The organism is Janthinobacterium sp. EB271-G4-3-2, assembly GCF_020858035.1.
Lineage (GTDB): Bacteria > Pseudomonadota > Gammaproteobacteria > Burkholderiales > Burkholderiaceae_D > Janthinobacterium > Janthinobacterium aestuarii.
This window is the reverse complement of sequence record NZ_JACYMG010000001.1, coordinates 287,458-307,502: the sequence shown is the minus strand read 5'-3', so window position 1 is coordinate 307,502 and position 20,045 is coordinate 287,458. Positions and strand designations below refer to the sequence as shown.

The following is a 20,045-nucleotide window of genomic DNA, read 5'->3' as shown; positions in this document are numbered from 1 at the left end:
TCAATGAATGACCGTCACGGCCGATGGCGCGACGGCTTCCAGGCCGTCCAGATAGACGGCGTCGAGGAAGTTCGGCATGTCGCCGCGCTCGGCCAGCCGGTTCCTGATGGCCCAGCGCGCCTCGTCTTCCAGCGCCAGCAGCAAGCCCTGGTCGAGCACGACGCCGAAGCGGTAACCGTGCCAGGCCGCCTGCAGGCGCGCCGTCTCGCTGGCCGATGCCTTGGCAAACAGGGCGCGCGCGGCGTCGGGCTCGTCCCGGCAAAAACGGGCGCCGGCGATCAGCGCGCGCAGCACCTTGCGCACCGTGGCCGGGTGGCTGCGCACATAGCCGCCCGTGCCGGCCACGTTGAACAGGCCCGCATAGACATCCTCGCCATAGAAGATGGCCGCCTTGCCGGCGATGGCATGCGTCATGCCCGTCAGGAACGGCTCCCAGCCGGCCGCCGCGTCGACCTCGCCCCGCGCCAGCGCCCCGGCCAGCTGCTCGGGCGCGTAGTTGCGCAAGGTGACTTCGGCGGACTGCAGCTTCTGGCGGTTCAAAAAGGCATCCAGCGTGAATTGGCCGGATGTGCCCAAGGTCACGCCGATGCGCTTGCCCTTCAGGCTGGCGGGCGTGGACACGCCGCGGTCCAGGCGCCCCACGATGCCGTGGTCGCGCTCGGCCTCGAAGATGCTGGCGATGATGACGACGGACTGCTTCTGCAGGCTGGCCAGCACGACGGGAATATCGGAAACCGTGCCCAGGTCGGCCTTGCCCTGCAACACGGCTTCCATCGAGGCCTTGCCCGACGAATACGGCTGCAGCCGCGCATCGATGCCTTCGCGCGCGAAATGCCCCTGCCCGTGCGCGGCCAGGACGGGGCAACTGCCCACGTATTCCGCATTCACGGCCAGGCGCAGCACTTCCACGGGGCCGGGCGGCGCGGCGGGACGGGCATGGAACTGCCAGATGGCCACGGCAACCAGCGCCAGCAACAACGCGATGACCGCCAGCCTGGCCATCCACCGCCGCGGTGCAAGGCCGCTCATGCGCTGCACTGCGCCGTGGCCGGCTCCAGCGCGCTGTTGATGGCTTCGGAAAACGCCGCCACGTCGATCGGCTTGGTGAGATAGCGGTAAAAGCCCGCCGCCAGGCCCTGGCGGATATCACCGGGCCCGGCCAAGGCCGTCAGGGCGATGACGGGGATATGCGCGGTGCGGGCATCGGCACGCAGCAGCTGCATGACTTGCGTGCCGCTGATGTCGGGCAGGTCGCTATCCATCAGTATCAGCTGCGGCACGTGGCGGCGCGCCATGTCCAGGCCCGTCTGCCCGTCGCCGGCCGACAGCAGGTCGAGATCGGGACGAAAATGGATCAAACCCGCCACCAGGGTCACATTCAGGGGATTGTCTTCCACATACAGCAGCGTCTTGCGGTCCGGCAGCCGTACCGCTTCGGCGGGACGGGCGATGACGGGCAGGCGCGCGCTTTCCTGCGGCGGCTGGCGCGCCGGGCAACTGGCGATATCGAGCCAGAAGGTGCTGCCGCGCCCGGGCGTGCTGGCCACGCCCAGCCTGGCCTGCATGGCTTCGGCCAGGCGCTTGCTGACCACCAGCCCCAGTCCCGTGCCCTCCTCGTCGCGCGCATCGCGTCCCAGGCGGTTGAAAGGCTGGAACAGCGTCTCCAGCTGCGTGGCGCTCATGCCGCCGCCCGTATCGCGCACGGACAGGCGCAGCTGGCGCGCGTCGACGGGCTGGCAATCGACGTGGATCTCGCCCTGCTCGCGGTTGTACTTGACGGCGTTCGACAGCAGGTTGATCAGCACCTGCTTGAGGCGCGTGCGGTCGGCCAGCACATGCACGCCGCCCGCTTCGACGAACGTCAGGGTGATGCCGCGCTTGTGCGCCAGCGGTTCCATCATTTGCCAGCATTCGTGGTAGATGTCGGCCAGGCTCACGGGTTCCATCGACAGCGACATCTTGCCCGACTCGATCTTGGCGATGTCGAGGATATCGTTGATCAGGGTCAGCAAATGCCGGCCGGCGCCGAAGATGTGCGAGGCAAAGGTTTTCTTTTCCTGCGCCGTCGAGGGAATGGAATCGGACATCAGCATCTGCGAAAAGCCCATGATGGCGTTGAGCGGCGTGCGCAGCTCGTGGCTCATGCTGGACAGAAAATTGGTCTTTTCCTGGTTCGCCCGCTCGGCCACTTCGCGGGCCAGCTGCAAATCCTTGTTCATGGCGTCAAGTTCGGCCGTATGCTGGCGCAGCAACAGCTCCAGGCGCGCATTGGCGATGCGCAGCTGGCGCGTTTCCAGCGCCCGCGCCAGTATCAGCAGGATGCCCGACACCTTGAACGGCTTGACGACGTAATCGAGCGCGCCCGCCTTCATGGCCTGCACGGCCGAGGCGATCGTGCCTTCGCCCGTCATGACGATGCAGGCCAGGTCGGGATCGATCTTGCGCGCCGCTTCCACCACGGCGATGCCGTTCATGCCCGGCATCATCAGGTCGACCAGCAGCAGGTCGAACGATTCGACGGCCAGCAGCGACAGCGCCGTCTCGCCCGAAGCGAGCCCCGTCGTGTCGTACGCCTGGCCGCGCAAGGTGTCGCACAGCGCGCGCACATGCGCCAGCTCGTCATCGACGATCAGTAACCGCGGCGGCATTGATGAGCTCTTCATGCATTCTCCTGGCGGCATGGCCTTGCGGACCGGAAATTTTCCCGCAACATGCGTTCCGAGCATAGCACTTGGAAATTACCAAAAATACACGCATTGTCACGCGCGCCAGGAAGATGTCAGCCCGTCACGGGCAGCCCCCGCAGCAGCTTGTCGAGCGTCAGCGGATAGTCGCGCACGCGCACCCCCGTCGCGTTGTGGACGGCATTGGCGATGGCCGCCGCCACGCCGCAGATGCCCAGCTCGCCCACGCCCTTGGCTTTCATGGGCGAAGACGTGGGGTCCGTTTCATCGAGGAAGATGACATCCTGGTGCGGAATGTCGGCGTGCACGGGCACTTCGTAGCTGGCCAGGTCGTGGTTGACGAAGAAGCCGCGGCGCTGGTCGACCACCAGTTCTTCCATCAGGGCCGCGCCCACGCCCATGGTCATGGCGCCGATGACCTGGCTGCGCGCCGCTTTCGGGTTCAAAATGCGCCCGGCCGCGCACACGGCCAGCATGCGGCGCACGCGCACTTCGCCCGTGTCGCCGTCCACGCCCACTTCCACGAAATGGGCGCCGAAAGTCGATTGCTGGAATTTTTTATCGAGGTCGCCGTATTCCATATGGTCTTCCGCGACGACGTCGCCATGGTGGGCGGCGGCGGCGAGCGGCACGCTGCGCTCGCCCTGGCTCACTTGCCCATCGGAAAAGCGCGCCTCTTTCTCATCGAAGCCCAGCTTGACGGCGATGGCCTGGCGCAGGCGCACGCAGGCCGCGTAGACGCCGGCCGTGGAACTGTTGCCGCCCCACTGTCCGCCCGAACCGGCCGAGACGGGAAAATCCGAGTCGCCCAGACGCACGTCCACCTTGTTCAAGGTCACGCCCAGCATTTCCGCCGCCGTCTGCGCGATGATGGTGTAACTGCCCGTGCCGATGTCCGTCATGTCCGTTTCCACCGTCACGATGCCGTTGCCGTCGAGGCGCACGCGGGCGGCGGACTGCATGACGAGGTTGTTGCGGAAGGCTGCCGCCACGCCCATGCCCACCAGCCAGCGGCCGTCGCGCCGCGTGCCGGGCTGGCTTTGCCGTTCTTTCCAGCCGAATTCCACGGCGCCCGTGCGCAGGCAGTCGATCAAACGGCGCTGGGAGAATGGACGGCTCGGCTTTTCCGGGTCCACTTTCGTGTCGTTCAGGATGCGGAAGACGATGGGGTCCATTTTCAGCTTGTCCGCCATCTCGTCCATGGCGATTTCCAGCGCCATCATGCCCGGCGCCTCGCCCGGCGCGCGCATGGCGTTGCCTTCCGGCAAGTCGAGCACGGCCAGGCGCATGGCCGTCATGCGGTTTGGCCCCGCATACAGCAGCCGCGTCTGCATCACGGCCGTTTCCGGCTGGCCCCCTTTCAAGTCGCCGGACCACGATTCGTGGCCGATGGCCGTGATCTTGCCGTCGCGCGTGGCGCCGATGCGCAGGCGCTGGATGGTGGCGGGCCGGTGCGTCGTGTTGTTGATCATCAGGGGCCGCGCCAGGGCAACCTTGACGGGACGCTGGGCCGCGCGCGCCCCCAAGGCCGCCAGCAAGGCTTCCGCGCGCACGAACAGCTTGCCGCCGAAACCGCCGCCGATATACGGCGAAACGATGCGCACCTTGTCTTTCGACAGCCCCAGGGTGCGGGCCAGGTCGCCACGGCCCCAGTCCACCATCTGGTTCGCCGTCCACACCGTCACCTTGTCGCCTTCCCAGGCGGCAATCGAGGCGTGCGGCTCCATCATCGCGTGCGACTGGTACGGCGTCGTGTACGTGGCGTCCAGACGCACGGGAGCATGGGCATAGGCGCCGGCGAAGTTGCCCGTCTTGCTGTCGGGCTTGCCATCCTTCGGCTTGGCGGCGCCGCCCTTGGCCTTGGCCAGGTCGAACACGCCCTGTTGCTCGACATATTTGACGTCGAGCAGCTGCGCGGCCGAGCGGGCTTGCTCGAAGGTTTCCGCCACCACCAGCGCGATGGCCTGATGGTAATGCTCGATATCGGGCCCACCCAGCAAGGTGGCCGTGTTCATCTTGCCTTTGCCCAATTTCCCCGCCGATTCGGCCGTCACCACGGCCAGCACGCCCGGCGCGCGCCGCGCCGCGCTCGTGTCGATCGAGGCGATGCGCCCCTTGGCAATCGCCGCGCCGACGACATGGCCGTAGGCCGCATGCGGCGCGGCCTTGTTCTGCTCGTACGCGTACGGCGCCGTGCCCGTGGTCTTCAGGGGGCCGTCGATGCGGTCCGTGGGGCGGCCCACGACTTTCAGCTGGTCGATGGGATTGGTGGTCGCCGGTGTCGAAAATTTCATGGCCCTAGCCTTTCTTCGCTTGTGCTTGCGCCAGCACCGCGGCAATCGTGCGCTGCGCCAGGGTCGCCTTGAAGCCATTGTCGTCAGTGGGATGGGCGCCGGCCAGCAGGCGTTCGCTCACGGCGGCGGCGCCATCGGGCAGCGCCTGCTCGGCGGCGGACACGCGCCACGGCTGCGGCGCGACGCCGCCCAGGGCCAGCCTGCCCGTGCCATTGGGCAAGATGATGGCCGCCACGGACACCAGCGCGAACGCGTACGAGGCGCGGTCGCGCACCTTGCGGTAGACGTGCGTGCCGCCAGCGGGCGGGGGCAAGGTGACGCTGGTAATCAGTTCACCGGGCTGCAGCACGGTTTCCACGTGCGGCGTGTTGCCCGGCAAGCGGTAAAAGTCGGCGATGGGGATGCCGCGCGTGCTGCCGTCGGCCCGCACCGTATCGATGGCCGCGTCGAGCACGCGCATGGCCACGGCCATGTCGCTCGGGTGCGTGGCGATGCAGGCATCGCTGCCGCCCAGAATCGCCAGCGGCCGGCTGAAACCGCCGATGGCCGAGCAGCCGCTGCCCGGCACGCGCTTGTTGCAGGCCTGGTTCGTGTCATAGAAATACGGGCAACGCGTGCGCTGCAGCAGGTTGCCGGCCGTCGTCGCCTTGTTGCGCAATTGCGCCGAGGCGCCGGCCAGCAAGGCGCGCGACAGCACGCCATAATCGCGCCGCACCGTGGCGTGCGCGGCCAGCGCCGTGTTGCGCACGAGGGCGCCGATGCGCAAGCCGCCGTCCTTTGTTGCTTCCACCGTATCCAGCGCGAGGCCATTGACGTCGATCAGATGCGCCGGCGTTTCGATTTCCAGCTTCATCAGGTCGAGCAGATTCGTGCCGCCCGCGATGAAGCGGGCGCCCGGCGTGTTCACGGCGGCGGCCGCCGCTTCGGCCGGTGAAGTGGCCTTCTGGTAGCTGAACACTCTCATGCCGGCCTCCCCGCCACCTCGGTGATGGCCTCGATGATGTTGGAGTAGGCGCCGCAGCGGCAGATGTTGCCGCTCATGCGCTCGCGCAGTTCTTCGGGCGTCACCGAGGGGAGCGCGTTCAAGTCCGCGCTGACGTGGCTGGGGATGCCCTGGCGGATCTCGCCCAGCGCGGCGACGGCCGAGCATATCTGCCCCGGCGTGCAATAGCCGCATTGATAACCGTCATGAGCGATGAAGGCGGCCTGCATCGGATGCAATTTCTCCGGCGTGCCCAGCCCCTCGATGGTGGTGACCTTGGCGCCGTCGTGCATCACGGCAAGAGTCAGGCAGGCATTGATGCGCTGGCCGTCGAGCATGACGGTGCAGGCGCCGCACTGGCCGTGGTCGCAGCCCTTCTTCGTGCCCGTCAGCTGCAGGTGTTCGCGCAAGGCGTCGAGCAAGGTGGTGCGCGTGTCGAGTTCCAGGCTGTGGCGCCGGCCGTTGACGTCGAGGCTGACTTTCATCAGCACGGGTGGCGGAGAAACACGGGCCTGGGCGGCCGTATTCACCACCCCCGCCGCTCCGGCCACACTGGGCACGGCCGCCGCCGTGGCCGACAGCGCGCCGGCGATCAGCAAGCCGCGCCTGCCGGCATTGATGTGATTACAGTCTGTCATCTCGCGCTTCCTCCTGGCTGTGGACTGGCTGGGTGGGCGCATGCAGGCCCGAAGCAGCAGTCTGACGGCCCGATGCCTACGCGTCTGTACGCGAACGAACGTTCAGCCTGAGGCCGCGCCGGGTCGTGCCGACGCCGCCCTGCGCCGCGTAGCCCGTGTGGCGGGCGCAGTGGTCGAGCGCCTGGCGCAAGGCCGTATCGACGTTGCGCAGCGACATGTCATGCCGCTCGGCCACTTCCTGGCGGGTCAGCTCGTCCACGCGCAGCGCTTCGAGCACTTGCCGGTGGCGCCGCGGCAGCAAGTCGACGGCGTGCGCCAGCCGGCGCACGTCGGCCTGCAGCTCGGCCAGGCGCTCCGGCCCCGCCGCCGTATCGGCGAGGAAATCGACCAGGCCGGCGGTGCCGTCCCCGTCGCCCTCGTCCGCATACAGCCAGGCGCGGTTGCGGCGCAGGCTGTCCATGGCCGCATTGCACGCGACGCGGAACACATAGGCGACGGGATTGTGCGCCAGCGCGACGTCTTCCCCGGCCGCCAGCCCGCCCAGGCGCAGCCAGGCGTCGTGCAGGCTGTCGCTGGCCAGCTCGGCGCAACCCAGGTGGCGCGCCAGGCGCCGGTGCAGGGCCGCGTAATTGCCCTCCAGCACAGCCTGCAGGCGGGCGCCCTGCCCTGGCGCCACGTCGTTGGCCGCCTGCTGCCGGGGGCGGATGGCCGGGCGGTACCAAGCCATGCCCGTCATGCGCAAAGACAAGGCAGCGGTCGTATTCACCAGGCCGGCCATCATGGCGACAGCCTGCTGCGCTCTTGCGCCGTCAGCTGGCGCGTGGCCGATTCCGGCAGCGGGCCCAGGCCCAGCACGCGCACGGCGCTGCGCGGGTTGTAGTCGGCCGCCTCGGTGCGCGCGCCATCCTGCGGCGCCGCTTGCGCGCTGTCGGGCGGCGCGTCGTTGCCAAAGCCCAGCACGCGCACCGTGAACACGGATGGCTGCGCCGCGCGGGTGGCGGCGCGCTCGCGCTGCACCACGTCCTGGGCGGCGGCCGTCGCCTGCGTGGCGGCCGCGCTGGCGTTCGTCATGGCGGCCACGTTGACGGAGGCCACCGTCGGCATGCCCTTCGCTTCGCCCTTGACCTGGATGTTCGCCGCGTTCACCACCGTCAGCGCGGCCAGGTTGACGCTGCCCGAGACGCGGATGCCCGCCTCGCCCGCGTCGATGGTGCCCAGCGGCGCCAGCAGGTCGACGTCGCCGGCCGGTACTTCGGCGATCGGCGCCAGGGTGGCGATGCCGGCGCCCGTGCTCGGCACATCGGAGGACAGGGTCACGTTGCCCCAGTTGTCATACACGCGCTTGGGCGGCGTGTAGACGATGGTCGACTTCGAACCGCGGCCCGCGTTGATGTCGCCCTCCGACGACCAGCCGAGGATATCGCCGCCGAACGTCGTCATGACGCGGCTCTGGCCCAGCAGGACGCTGCCGTGCGAGAACAGCTCGATATTGCCGCCGCCCTTGGTGATGACGCCCGAGGTCGACGGCGGCGCCTCGCCTTCGATGCCGAAGATCTGCTTGCCGCCCGGCGTGAGCAACTGGATGCCGCCGCCGAAGTTGGTGTGCACGTAGCCGCTGCGGGGGAAATAGTCCCAGCGCTGCTCGCCGTCATTGCGCACCGCGTACAGCCCGCGGTACATGACGATGTCGCCCGCATAATCGATGGCCTTGCCGCTGGCGTCCGTGGCCGGCGCCAGGGCCGCGATGGCGTTGCGGCTGCGCAGGAAGCTGCCGTAGCGGGCGCTGTCGGCATCGTTGAACTCGCGCCCGCCCGCCTTCAGTTCCGCGAAATACACCTGGCGGGCAAAGACGCGCTGCTGCGGCTCGGGCAAGGCGAGATAAAAGGCCTGCGCCTCGGCGGCCGTGCCCTTGAAGCCGTAGCGCTCGCCGAGCCAGCTCGTCAGTTCGCCTTCGTACGATTTCACCACCTTGCCGGCCTGGTCGGCCAGCGGCACGCCCGCCTGCGCCACGCTGGCCGGGTCAAGATAGGGCTTGACGAAGCGCAGGTAGTCGAGACCGGCCGCGCCCACGCCCGCCTGCATGGCGATGCCGGCGCCCGGGCGTTTATCTCCGGCGACGACGGGACCGAGGCTGACGACGCTGCCCTTGTCCTGCATCAATATGTTGCGTCCGGCGCTGATATCGAGCGTGCCGGGGCCGGCCACGTTGAAGGAGCTGTTCAGGATATCGCGCCCGGCCGAGACCACCGAGACGTCAAACGCATTGTTGTGCACGAACAGATTGCTGTAATTCCTGAATATCATGCCGCTCGTGTTCTCGCTACCGTCTATACCCTCAAGCAATGCCGTGCCGCTGCCGACGATATCGCGGCCCGCCTTCATCCATACCGGTTGCGCCCCCTCATACCAGGTGGTGCCCGCATGCCTGGCGTCGTAGAACGCGACCATGCGGCCGCTATTGACGCCGATCAAATCGCCCTTCACGGCATAGATGCGGGCCGCTTGCGTGCCGCTGTTGGCGGGACCGGCGGCGGAATCGGGGCCGAAGGCGAACAGCGGGAAGTTCGAGCGCGTCGCCGGCGCGCCCGTGCTGGAAATGTTGCCCGTCACGGGATTAGCATCGGCCGCATTCGCGCTCCAGCCCGCGAAGGCCGGCTTGAACGGCGTCGCCATGCTGTCCGCGCCGGCGCCGGACTGGCTGACGGCATAGCCCCCCGCATAGATGGAATCGCCAGCCAGCCATTCCAGCTGGGCATTCGGCGATGGCGCCAGCACCAGCGGGTCGGCATAGCTGTTGGCGCTATTCCAGTTGGCGGTTGCCTTGCCGTAGTACAAGCTGCCATTCGGCGCCGCGACGCGCACGATGGACGGGTAAACGATGGCCAGGTCGGTGGCCGTGCCGACCGGTGCCGTCAGCGGCGTCATGTTGCCGCCGGCGGAGAACAGGTCGAGCGCCGTGCGCGGCGTCCACAGGCTGAACCAGCTGTAGCCGACGCCCGCCTCGCCCGCGGCGCTGATGAACGGGGATGCGCTGAGCAAACGCACGCGGCCGGGGTCGGCCACGTCCTGCAACACCTGGTCGCCCAGGGTCGCCACCGTGAAGGTGGCGTCGCCCGGCACCAGGGTCATGCCGCCCCTCGGCGCGGCGCGCGTCGCGGTGAAGGCATCGTAGGCCCGCGTTTCCAGCGGCACGTGCTGGGTATGCTGCGAGCCGTATTCCAGCGCCACGCTGCCCAGCTGCGCGGCCGACGTTGCCGCGTGGCCGCGCAAGTCGACCAGCGCGCCATTCATGTGGTTGAGGCCTGCCGTGCCGGCCGGATTGAGGACGCCGCCGACGCGCAGATCCAGGTCGCCGCCGCCCGTCAGCAGCAGGCTGCCATCGGCCTGCACGCGGCCCGTGCCGCCCACGGCCAGCAGCAAGCCCTGCGAACGGGTATTGATATTATCGTCAAAACTGCTGCCGGATAGCAGCGCCTGCACGCCCGCGTCGCCGGCCACGTCGGCGCGCACGTTGCCCCCGCCCAGGGTACCGAAGCCCGTAAAGCCCAGCAGCTTGTCGGCACCGTAGTTGCCGGTGGCATCGCCCACATAGCTGCCGAAATTGATCCACCACGCCACCGGCTGCGCCGGGCCGCCCGTGGCGACCGCGCCGCTGCCCTGGCGCCACAGCCAGTTGCCGACGGCCGTGCTGTCGTGGCCGCTGTCCGAACTGACGGGACGCAGATTGATCGCGCCGCTGCCCGTCATCAGCGAGCCCGTCAGGCTGCCCGCCACGTTCAACAGCAGGTTGCCGCCCTGGTCCGGGTACCAGGCGCGGTACACGCTGTCGGCGCCGCCGTCGACCAGGTGTTCGTGCGCACCGTCAGGATTGCTCAGCACCTTGCCGTTGGCATTGCGGCCGCGCGCCTGGTTGTACGGGTCGCCGGCCGACGTCGCCACGGACGACATGCCTGCCGTGTACACGCCATACAGGCTGTCCATGCGCAGGTCGCCGCCGCTGACCAGGTCCAGGTCGCCCGTGCCCGTGCGCAGCACGCTGTGGCGCAGGCTCGAGGCCTTGTAGTCGAACGTGGGGTTGGCCGTGCCGCACCAGGTGGGATTCTCCTCGCAAATCGTCGGCCACTGCAGCGCCACGGGGTCGAGCACGTCGCCCGCCTTCACGTCGGGGGAAGCAAACTCTTCCGCACCTGCCTTGGTCCACACATAAGCCACCTTCAGCACGCACAGGGACGGGTCGTTGGCGCACAGCTCCGCCACGGTCTGGCCGAACTGGCTGGTGAATTCCTCGGTAATGACTTCGCCCGCCACGATGCCTTCGACGCCCAGTTCCGCAGCCGCTTCGCTCCAGTACTGCACGCCCTTCGGCGGCACGAGGATGCCATACATGCCGTAATGGCTGTCGGCCAGGCGCAGGGTGCCGTGGTCCGGATGCGCCTGTACGCCGCGCGTGTCGGCCGCATCCAGGTCGGCACCGGCCACCAGGCGCATGCCCCACGCTTGCGAGCCTTCGGCCAGCATGGGCGCGATGGCCCACAGCTTGCCCTGGCTGCCCGCCACTTCCGGGCGCAGCTGAATCGACTTCACATCGGGCATCAGCTTGACGTCGGTGCCGGACGGGATCAATGCGCCCACGGCCAGCGCCAGCTGGCCATCGAGCGCAAAGACGGAGCGTTCGCCAGCCACGCCGGGCAGCGGCACGCCCTTGGGCCAGGTCATGGCGCGCACCTTGACCGCTTGCGCCAGCACGCTGCCCGCGTCGAGGCGCATGCCGGGCGTAAACACTTGTTCCGTCGCCAGCAGGCTGCCGGCAGGATGGACGATATTGCCCGCGCTGTCGCGCACGGCGGCGGCCAGCACCGTGCCGGCCCGCACCGTCATGGCCTGGTCCAGGACGACGGCCACGGGCAGGCGCGTATTGGCCAGCAGATTGAAACCCTTGACGGGCACGTCGTAATTGAGCGCGATACCGCCCGGGAACAAGGTGCCGTCGGCCAGGGTCACGCCCTGGCCCGGGACGATGACGTCGCCGCCATTGATGTCGCGCCCCGGCAGCAGTACCCAGCCGCCGTCATCCCTGGTGGCGGGCGGCGGCGCGAAGCCGTCGTTGATGCTGCCGTAGATGCTCAAGTCGCCGCCGGCGCGCAGCAGCAGGCTGCCCACTTCGCCCGAACCGCGCACGGCCGTTTGCTGAAAACGCGGATTCAGGCTGGCGTAGCGCATGCCCGACAAGTCCAGGTCGCCCTGCACCACCAGGTCGCCGTCAGGCGTCTTGCTGACGATGTCGACGCCGGGACGCAGATGCAAAGCGTCGGCATACGCGGACGTGGCCAGGCCCGCCAGCTTGCCGTTGCGCAAGTTCGTATTGGCCAGCGCCGCGTCGATGAAGGCCGTGCTGTCCGCATGCTTGCTGTCGAGGTAGGCCTGGTTGATCACCTGGTACGGACGGCCGCTGGCAGACAGGTCCGCGGCGTAGGCCGCATCGTCGTAGCGCCGCATGGCGTTGATGGCGATCGATTTCGCGCCACGGATGGTGAAACCGCCGCCAGCACGGATGCCGATATCGCCAAAGGTGGCGGCATCGACGTCCGTGCTTGTACCGCCGCTGCCCAGGCGCGGCGCCGTCAATTCCACCGTGCCGCGCGCGGCGCCGTCGTATTCGCCCTTGCCCTTGCCGGCCACGGCCGCCGTGGCATGGCGCACGTCGATCTGCGCGCCGCCTGCCAGGTCCAGCACGCCCTCGCCCGCGTTCAGTTCCACCATGGCCCGGTTCGGGCTGTCGATGATCTTGCCGTAGCTGTCGACGCGCAAGAGCGTGCCATGCGCGTCGAGCACGGCGTTGCCGGCCAGGGTGACGCCATGCTTGCCGGCCAGGCGGATGCTGCCCACGCGCTCGCCGCTGGCGTCTATCGTGCCGGCCACCGTCAGGCGGCCGTTGTCGACGGACACCTGCACCTCGCCCGCCTTGAGTTCATTGCCAATGGTCAAGTCGCCCTGTTTCAGCTGGAAGCTGCGCGCACCCGTCACGCCGCCTTCGTTCAGGCGCGTGTTGAGCGACGCGAACTGGCTGTCCGGCGCGCCGCCCGCGCCCAGCGTTTGCGCGCGCACGTCCACGCTGCCCTTCTTGTACGGCACCATGGTGCCGCCCGCGTCGTAGCTGCCGCTGGCGCCGCCGAGTATCTTGCCCTGCAAGTCGACCATGCCGGCCGCGCCATCGAGGGCCACGGCCTTCAGGCTGCCGGCACGGTTGTTCTCGGCCGACAGGTCGATCAGGCTGCCCGCGCCCTGGCGGATATCGCCGGCGCGGCTGTCCAGGCTCACGTCGCCGCCCCAGCTGTATTTATCCACATCGAAGAAGGTAGACTTGCGGCCCGCCATGTCGATGCGCGCACCGTCGGCCAGGCTGATGTCGCGCTGCGCGCTGATCGTCAACTTACCGCTCGGCAACACGACGGCCGTCGCCACGCTCACGCTGTCGCCGTGCAAGGCCAGCTGGGCCCCCAGTGCCGCGTTATTTTTGACCGGGGCAGCGGGCGCCGCGCCGGCCGGCGCCGCAACCTTCAGCGCAGCGCCCGCCGTGTAGCTGTGCGCGGAACCGGCGTCGCCCGTCAGCAGCGGCGTGCTGATATTGAGGTTGCCGCCGCTGTACTGGTAGCCCTTGCCCGCCTCGTAGGCGCCCTGCGCCTGGTAGACGGACAGGCTGCCCTTGTGGTTGGCCGTCACCTGGCCCGATGCCTTCAGGTTGACGTTGCCAAAACCCAGCGCCAGGCGGTCGAACGAGGCGACGCCGGCCGGCTGCGTGAACGGGCCGAAGCCGAAATCGATGCGTTCCGCTTCCAGGTTCAGGGTGCCGCTGCCCGTGCCGGCGCCATGCGTGATGACATTGCCGGCCGGCGACAGGGCCCCGCCCCAGATCAGATTGGCCGTGCGGATGGTCGCCACGGTATCGGCGCCGCCCTGGCCATACATGGCCGGCGTGGTCAGCACGAGGCGCTCCAGGTTCGATTTGCCACTCGCCTTGTCGTAGGTGTCGAGCACCACGTCGCCATAGAAATTGACGCCATCGGCCGCGCTCAGCATCAGCGCCTGCAGCGCAGGCGCGCCCGTGCTGGTGTCGCCGCGCAGCAGGCGGTCCAGCACCTCCTGGTTCATGGCCAGGCCGCTCGAGCGCGTGCCGTTGGCCTGGGCCGCCGCCAGCGCTTCGCTGCTGCCCATATTGATGGCGCCCACGGCCAGGCTCAGGTTGCGCGTGCCGTAGCGGGCCGTGTCGTCCAGCGCGAAACTGCCGTTCGTCGACAGCAGCAAGGTGCCTTCCGAATACAGGCTCGCTGTTCCTTTGTCGGTGCAGGCGTCGCCGCACACGCCGATGCGGATGCCGCCGCGCGCCGTGCCGCTGACGGGCGCCACGTTGAGCAAGCCGTTCGAGGCGGCCAGCATGTGCACGTCCGCGCGGCCCTTTTGGTAGATAAAGCCGTCGTTGGCGTCGTACGCGGCCTTGCCGCGCCCCAGGGTGCTGATGCCGGCGCCGGGCGCGATATCGATCAAGCCATCGCCCAGCTGGTCATTGCCCGGGTCCTGGGCGACGAGGAACACTTCCGGCGCCGACAGGATGGCGCCCGCGCGCAGGTAGACGGCGCGCGCCGAGTTGAAACCGAAGTTCACGTAGTTGCCGCCCTGGCCATATTCCACGGACGGCGCATTGCCCACCACGATACGGGCCGCGCCGATATTGTTCAGGCTCGAGGCACGCACGCTGACCTGCCCGGCGCCGCTGGTGGCCGGCGCGCCGTCGGCGAGGATTTCAATCTCGCCGGCGGACCTGTCGTTCGACATCAGCACCACGGTGCCGCCATAGCCGCCCTCGGCCGTGGAGAATTTGCCCGTGCCCTTGAACTGGAACGTGTCCGGGCCGCCCCCTTGCGCCAGGGTCAGCTTGAGCGTTTTCGCATCGGCAGGCAGCAGCGCGCGGGGAATGCCGCGCGTTTTCGCATCGGCCAGGGCAAACGCCGCATAGCCGGTTTCGTTGTACTGGGAATACGTGCGCAAGACCTTGGCCGGCGTGAGTATCAGCTGGCTGGCCAGCGGCGCGCGGATGTCCGTGCCGGCGATCGACAGGGTGCCCGGTGCGGCCCAGGAACCGTTGCGCAGCGGCTGCGCCAGCGAGCCGGCCCCGCCTTGCCCCGCCAGGCCGTTGAGTTCCACGCGGAAGGCGCCCGGCAGCAAGGCATAGGTCGACGGCATCAGGGTGTAGGTGCCGGCGGGCAGACCCGGCACGCCGCTGCCTATCGTCACCTGCCGGCCCACGGCCGGATCGGAGGCCGCCTTGTCGCCGCCCGACGGCGCCTGCGGCGTTTGCGCGCCCGGAACGATGGCGTACACGGGATTCGTTGCCAGGCCCGGCAGGACGAAGCCGCCATTCGCGCCCACCTGCACCAGCGGATGGGTGCGCGCGTCGGTGGAGCCGCCGCGCCCGGAAATGAAACCTGCACCCGTCAGTTCGCCGCCGCCGGACAGGTCGAGCAGCGCACCCGGCCGCACATCCACGGCCGCGCCCGCCATTTCCACGCCGATGCGCAGGCCGCCCTGCACATTGATGCCGCCCACGCCCATCAAGGTGGCCGGCTTGCCGTTGACGTTCCAGGTCTGGCCATCGACGGTACCGCCATACGGCATGACCAGGCCGGCGCCGCTGACGGAGGTGATGCTACCTGGCAACAAGTTAACGGTCAGGCTCCTGTCGTTCTCATAGCCAGCCGCGCCAACCGACAGGCGCCCCAGCGGCGCGCGCACGACGCCGCCCTGCTCGATATGCGCGGCGGCCAGCTCCAGCGAGCCGAAAGCGGAATACGGCATGGCCGGCACGTCAGCCGTGCTGCGGGCGATGTTCAGGCTGTGGGCCGGATCGTAGCCAATCTTGCCGTCGACGATGCCATAGCCGGCCCGCACGGCGGCGCCGGCGCCCGTCTCCGGATACAGCTGGGCCGCCCTGAGGGTCATGTCGCCCGGCGTGGACAGCACCGTCGTCGGCTGGTTGCCGTCCCAGCCCAGCGGTGACAGCAGGAAGCGCAGGTCGCCGCGGCTGCTCAGGCGCACGTCGTCGGCAACGATATTGACCAGGCCGCGCACGTCGATCAGCTCGCCTTCAAAGCCGATCTGCCTGGCGATGGGCGCCGGTCCCGCCGTGCCTGGCCTGACATAGAAGTCGCGTGCGACCGGCTTGACGCTGGCCAGGCGCACGTACGGCGCCGCCACCTTGACCTTCGCGTCGGGCGAACTGCCGGGCGCCAGCGCCGGCGCGCCATACAGCTGGAAACTCTGTTGCATGTTCAGCGCCACGTCGCCGCCGAAGGTGACGGCGCCCAGCAGGGCCAGGTTGCCGAAACCGCCCGCCGCCACCTGTTCCACCGACAGGCGGCCATGGCCGTACTGGAGCGCCTGCTGGCCTTCCTGCGCACTGCTGCCTGCGGCCAGGTCGCTGGCAAGCTGGCGCTGCGAGAGGATCAGCTGGCGGCCCTGCAGCACCTGCTCCGTCGCCAGCTCCTTGCGGTACTCGGGCGTGCCCGTGGCCACGGACAGGCTGCCGCCCGCCGCGCCCGCGCCGCCCGCCCTGGCCAGCAGCTGGCCATCGAGGTACAAGCCATTGTTCGACGCCAGCGCGATGCTGCCGCCCGCGCTGGCCACGTCGACAGCCGCGCCATTGACGTCGAGCACCGCGTGCGCGCCGGAAGCGTCGAGCACGGCGCCGTCGCGCACGACGACGAACAGGCTGGCCGCCGACGTGCTGCCCTGCGCATGGTCGATCTCGCCGCCGACGACAATGCTGCCGCCATCGATCACCTTGCCGTAGCGCCGGCCCTGCGCATCCGTGGCCGTGACGGCGCGCGACGCGACGTCGAGCACGGCGTTCTCGCCTATCCACAGCGAACGGCCATGGCCGGCCGCTTCCACGGCTTCGGACACACTGACGCCGACGCCCACGCCGCCGAGGCTGATCTTGCCGCCCCACGCGTTCAGGCGCCCGTCCACCGTCAGCTGGCCCACGCTGGACAGTTTGATGGACTGGCCCGCATCGACGCTCACCACGGCGCCCTTGCCGACCAGCAATTCGGCGCTGGCCATGTCGGCCGCGCCGGACTGGATATCGCCCACCTGCAGGGCCAGGCTGGCGCCCTTGCGCTGCGTCAAGGTGCCCTTGAGCGCGTTTTCCGTGACCTGTTCCGGCGTCCACAGCGCCAGTTTCTCGTTGTCCACCACGCGCAGCACGGGCATGCGCACGTCCACCTGCGTGCCGTCCGCCACCGTCAAGCCCTGCTTGCCGACCAGGCTGTAGCTGGAAAAACCCTGCTCAAAAAAGTCGCCGCCCAAGTGCAGTGTGCCGGCCTCGGGTTTTTCAGTTTGGCCGATCAAAATCTTGTTCGCCTGCAATTCGAGCTTGCCGCCGCCTTGCACGCCATGGCCGCGCACTTGCGCGCCCTCGCCCAGCACCAGGTCGGCCTTCGGCCCATAGCTGGCCAGGCTCACGTTGCCGCCCTTGCCGCCCTGCTGTTTCGCCTGCGACAGGATGGCCGCGCCCGAGCTCACGTCGATCAGGCTGCCATTGCCGATGCGCACGTCGCCGCTCGCGCGCAGGGACACATTGCCGCCATTCATGTAGGGCAGGCCGGCGGCGGCCAGCGGGTCGCGCAGCACATTGCTGAGCAAGCCGCTCGTGTCGAGACTCACGCCATCGGCCAGCACCAGCTTGCCCTCTGGCCCGCCCGGGATGACGACCGTGTCGTTCATGCCCAGCGCGCCGACCTGGTTCAGCACATTGCCGGCCGCGATGCTGCCGCCATGGCTGCGCAGGCTGGCATTGATGGCCACGTCATTGCCGAACAAGGTGATGTTGCCGCCATCGGCCACCTGCAGCGCGCTGTCGACGGTGACCGCGCCCTTGGCCGCGATGCGGATGGCGCCCAGCTGCTGGCTGTTCAGCAAGGTGGTGTCGAGCAGCAGCTTGCCCTGGCGTTCAGCGTCCAGCATGCCTGTCACGTCGAGGCCGGCGGCAATGCCGTCCTGCACACGCGTCAGGCGCACCTCGTCCATGACGGCCGACAGCGCATGCTGCAGCACGCCCGTGCGCTTGTCGAACATGGGCTGATACTGGCCAACGATCAATTGTCCCCGCTGCGCGGCCGCGAACTGCGACTGCTGATAGCCGTCGAGCAGCGCCTGCGGCGCCTGGGTCTGGCGCTCGCCCTGGAAAACGTCGCCGGCGATGCCGCCTTCCAGCACGGCCGACTCCGTGGCGACCACCAGCTTGCCCGCGTCGCGCCCCGCCGTGTAGCCGTTTTCCAGACGCAGTTGCGCGGCGATCAATGGATTGGCGTAGAAGGCGCTGGCATCCTTGCCCCAGCGCGCGTGTTCTTCCTCGTAGCCCTTGTAGACGCCCGCATACGCGAGGTCGGCGGGCGCGCTGCCCGCTTCATGCAGCTTGCCGTCCGCGCCTTTGAGCCAGGTCTGGCGCACGGCGCCCGTCTGCACGTCCAGGGTGCCGCCCGACAGGTTGATGCCGGAGCCAAGCTGCGTGACGACATCCTTGCCGCCGAAGCTGACGGTGCCGCCCTGCGCCATCCACTCGCTGACGGAATGGCCCTGCGTGCCCAGGTAGCCGGCCACTTCCAGCAAGCCGCCGGCCGTGTACCAGCGGTCGCTGTCGTAGCCGTTCGTGCCTTTCGGCACGAACACCAGCTTGCGGCGGTCCACCCAGATGCTGCTGTTGATCAGGGCCTTGCCGTCGCGGTTGACGGGCGCGTCGCGCTGTTCGTTGCCCTGCACGTTGATCTCGACATTGTTCGCAGACATCGCCACCTTGACGCCCACGGCGCCGGAAACGTCGAGCTGGGCGCCGTCGCGCACGAGGCTGCGGCTGGCTGCGTTGACGGCGAGCTGGCCGCCCGTGGCCAGGGTCAGCGAGTCGCCGAGAAATTCCACCGTGCCGGTGCTGCCGATCTCGATGCGCGACTGGTCGCGGCGGTCGTTGACGGCGAGGATATTTTCCGTGGACGTCACGGCCGGGCCGCGCATGGCGTCGCGCTGGCTGTCGAGCGCCGTCGTCTTGCCGTCGTCCTCGACGAGGATGGCCGTGGTGGCGCCGCGTCCCAGAGTCACGGCAGCGTCGCCGCCCAGGGCGTTGAGGTGTATCGTGCCGCGCGTGGCCGCCGTGGTGGAGGCGAGCACGACGCCTTCCTGGCGCACGTCGCGTCCGGCCAGGGTGACGTCGCCTTCGCGCGCCTGGATCAGGCCCGTGTTGACGACCTTGCCCGCCGTGCTGCCGGCCGCGAACTGCGGCGTGACTTCGCTGCCGCGCGTGGTCGACAGCGGGTTGCCGTCCGTGCCCACGCCCTTCTTGATGGCAAAACCGTCGCCGGCCGCCAGCAGGGCCTGGCCCTTGGGCGTATTGATCTCGCCCGCATTCTGGACCTCCTTGCCCAGCAACATCACGTAGCCGCCGCCTTCCGTGCTGCCCTTGGGCACGTTGCTGGCCAGGCGCGCGCCGGCCTGCACCAGCACCTTGCCATCCGCCTCCGTGAACGTCGCGGCGCCGGCCGTGCCGGGGCTGTAGATGCCGTTCTTCTGGAATTGCGCATCGCTGATGCGGGCCGCGGCCGCCACCAGGCTGCGCGTGTCGACCTGGCTCGTGCCGCTAAACACGATGCCGTTGCGGTTGGCAATCAGCACCGTGCCGTCGGCCTTGATCTGGCCCTGTATCTGGCTGGGACGCGCTTGCGGATCGTTGACCCGGTTCAGCACGGCCCAGTCCTTTTGCTGCTGGAACGTCAATGTCGTGTCCTTGCCAACGTTAAACGTTTCCCAGTTCAGGACAGCCTTGTCCGCCGTCTGCTGCACCACCACGGCCGTCTTGCCCGCCGCCACCGTCTGCACGGGCGCCTGGGCGTTGAGCCAGCCGGCCGTCAGGCTGTTGGTGTCGACCTGCAAGCCGCCCTGCGCCAGGCCGTTCGGCGCGCTGGCGCCGCCACCAGCTGCCTGGCGCGCCTGCGCCTGGGCCGCTTGCTGCGCGGCGATGGCGCGCGCGGCCAGGTTCAGGTTGTTGAGCGAGCGCTGCAACTGCTGGTTCGCCTGCTGTTGCTGGCCCTCTGGGCGGCTGCCCGGCGGCAGCGGCTGGCCATTCGGCAAGCGGCCCGACGTGGCCGCCGTATTTTGTGCCGCGCCCTTGGCCGCGAACCAGCCGCCGCTGAACGCCTGCTGCGCGCGCGCCGGCGTGCTGAAAGCGCCCGCCATCAGCATGGTGGTCAGTGCGTAAGCGAGCGGCGTGAGCCGCAAGCGGCTGCCCAGCGTGGACGTGGGGACTGGGCGCTGGGCAGTGTGAAGCTTGGTCATGGCAATGGTTTCCTGGCTAGAGAGAAGGGAACGGAGCCTGGCGGTAGCGCAGGCGTCCATGCCTCCATGA

At 68.9% G+C, this 20,045-nt stretch carries 7 protein-coding genes; all 7 read right to left on the bottom strand.

The features are described 5' to 3' along the window. Positions 1 to 1,029: an ABC transporter substrate-binding protein gene (locus IGS55_RS01285; protein WP_230516521.1), complete on the bottom strand. Its 1,029-nt coding sequence runs from the start codon at positions 1,027 to 1,029 to the stop codon at positions 1 to 3. Further along, positions 1,026 to 2,663, bottom strand: a complete 1,638-nt coding sequence (locus IGS55_RS01280; protein ID WP_230516522.1) for an ATP-binding response regulator — start codon at positions 2,661 to 2,663, stop codon at positions 1,026 to 1,028. The genes IGS55_RS01285 and IGS55_RS01280 overlap by 4 nt, the downstream gene beginning before the upstream one ends. Positions 2,664 to 2,779: 116 nt before the next feature. Beyond that, positions 2,780 to 4,978 (bottom strand): aldehyde oxidoreductase molybdenum-binding subunit PaoC, encoded by a 2,199-nt coding sequence (paoC, locus tag IGS55_RS01275; RefSeq protein ID WP_230516523.1) that lies wholly within the window; start codon positions 4,976 to 4,978, stop codon positions 2,780 to 2,782. A 4-nt stretch (positions 4,979 to 4,982) separates the two neighbouring features. Then, positions 4,983 to 5,942: an FAD binding domain-containing protein gene (locus tag IGS55_RS01270; RefSeq protein WP_230516524.1), complete on the bottom strand. Its 960-nt coding sequence runs from the start codon at positions 5,940 to 5,942 to the stop codon at positions 4,983 to 4,985. Then, positions 5,939 to 6,598 (bottom strand): aldehyde dehydrogenase iron-sulfur subunit PaoA, encoded by a 660-nt coding sequence (gene paoA / locus IGS55_RS01265; RefSeq protein WP_230516525.1) that lies wholly within the window; start codon positions 6,596 to 6,598, stop codon positions 5,939 to 5,941. Before paoA ends, IGS55_RS01270 begins: the two co-directional genes overlap by 4 nt. 76 nt (positions 6,599 to 6,674) lie before the next feature. Then, positions 6,675 to 7,379, bottom strand: a complete 705-nt coding sequence (locus IGS55_RS01260; RefSeq protein ID WP_230516526.1) for an RNA polymerase sigma factor — start codon at positions 7,377 to 7,379, stop codon at positions 6,675 to 6,677. After that, positions 7,376 to 19,975 (bottom strand): filamentous haemagglutinin family protein, encoded by a 12,600-nt coding sequence (locus IGS55_RS01255; RefSeq protein ID WP_230516527.1) that lies wholly within the window; start codon positions 19,973 to 19,975, stop codon positions 7,376 to 7,378. Before IGS55_RS01255 ends, IGS55_RS01260 begins: the two co-directional genes overlap by 4 nt. Positions 19,976 to 20,045 lie beyond the last annotated feature (70 nt).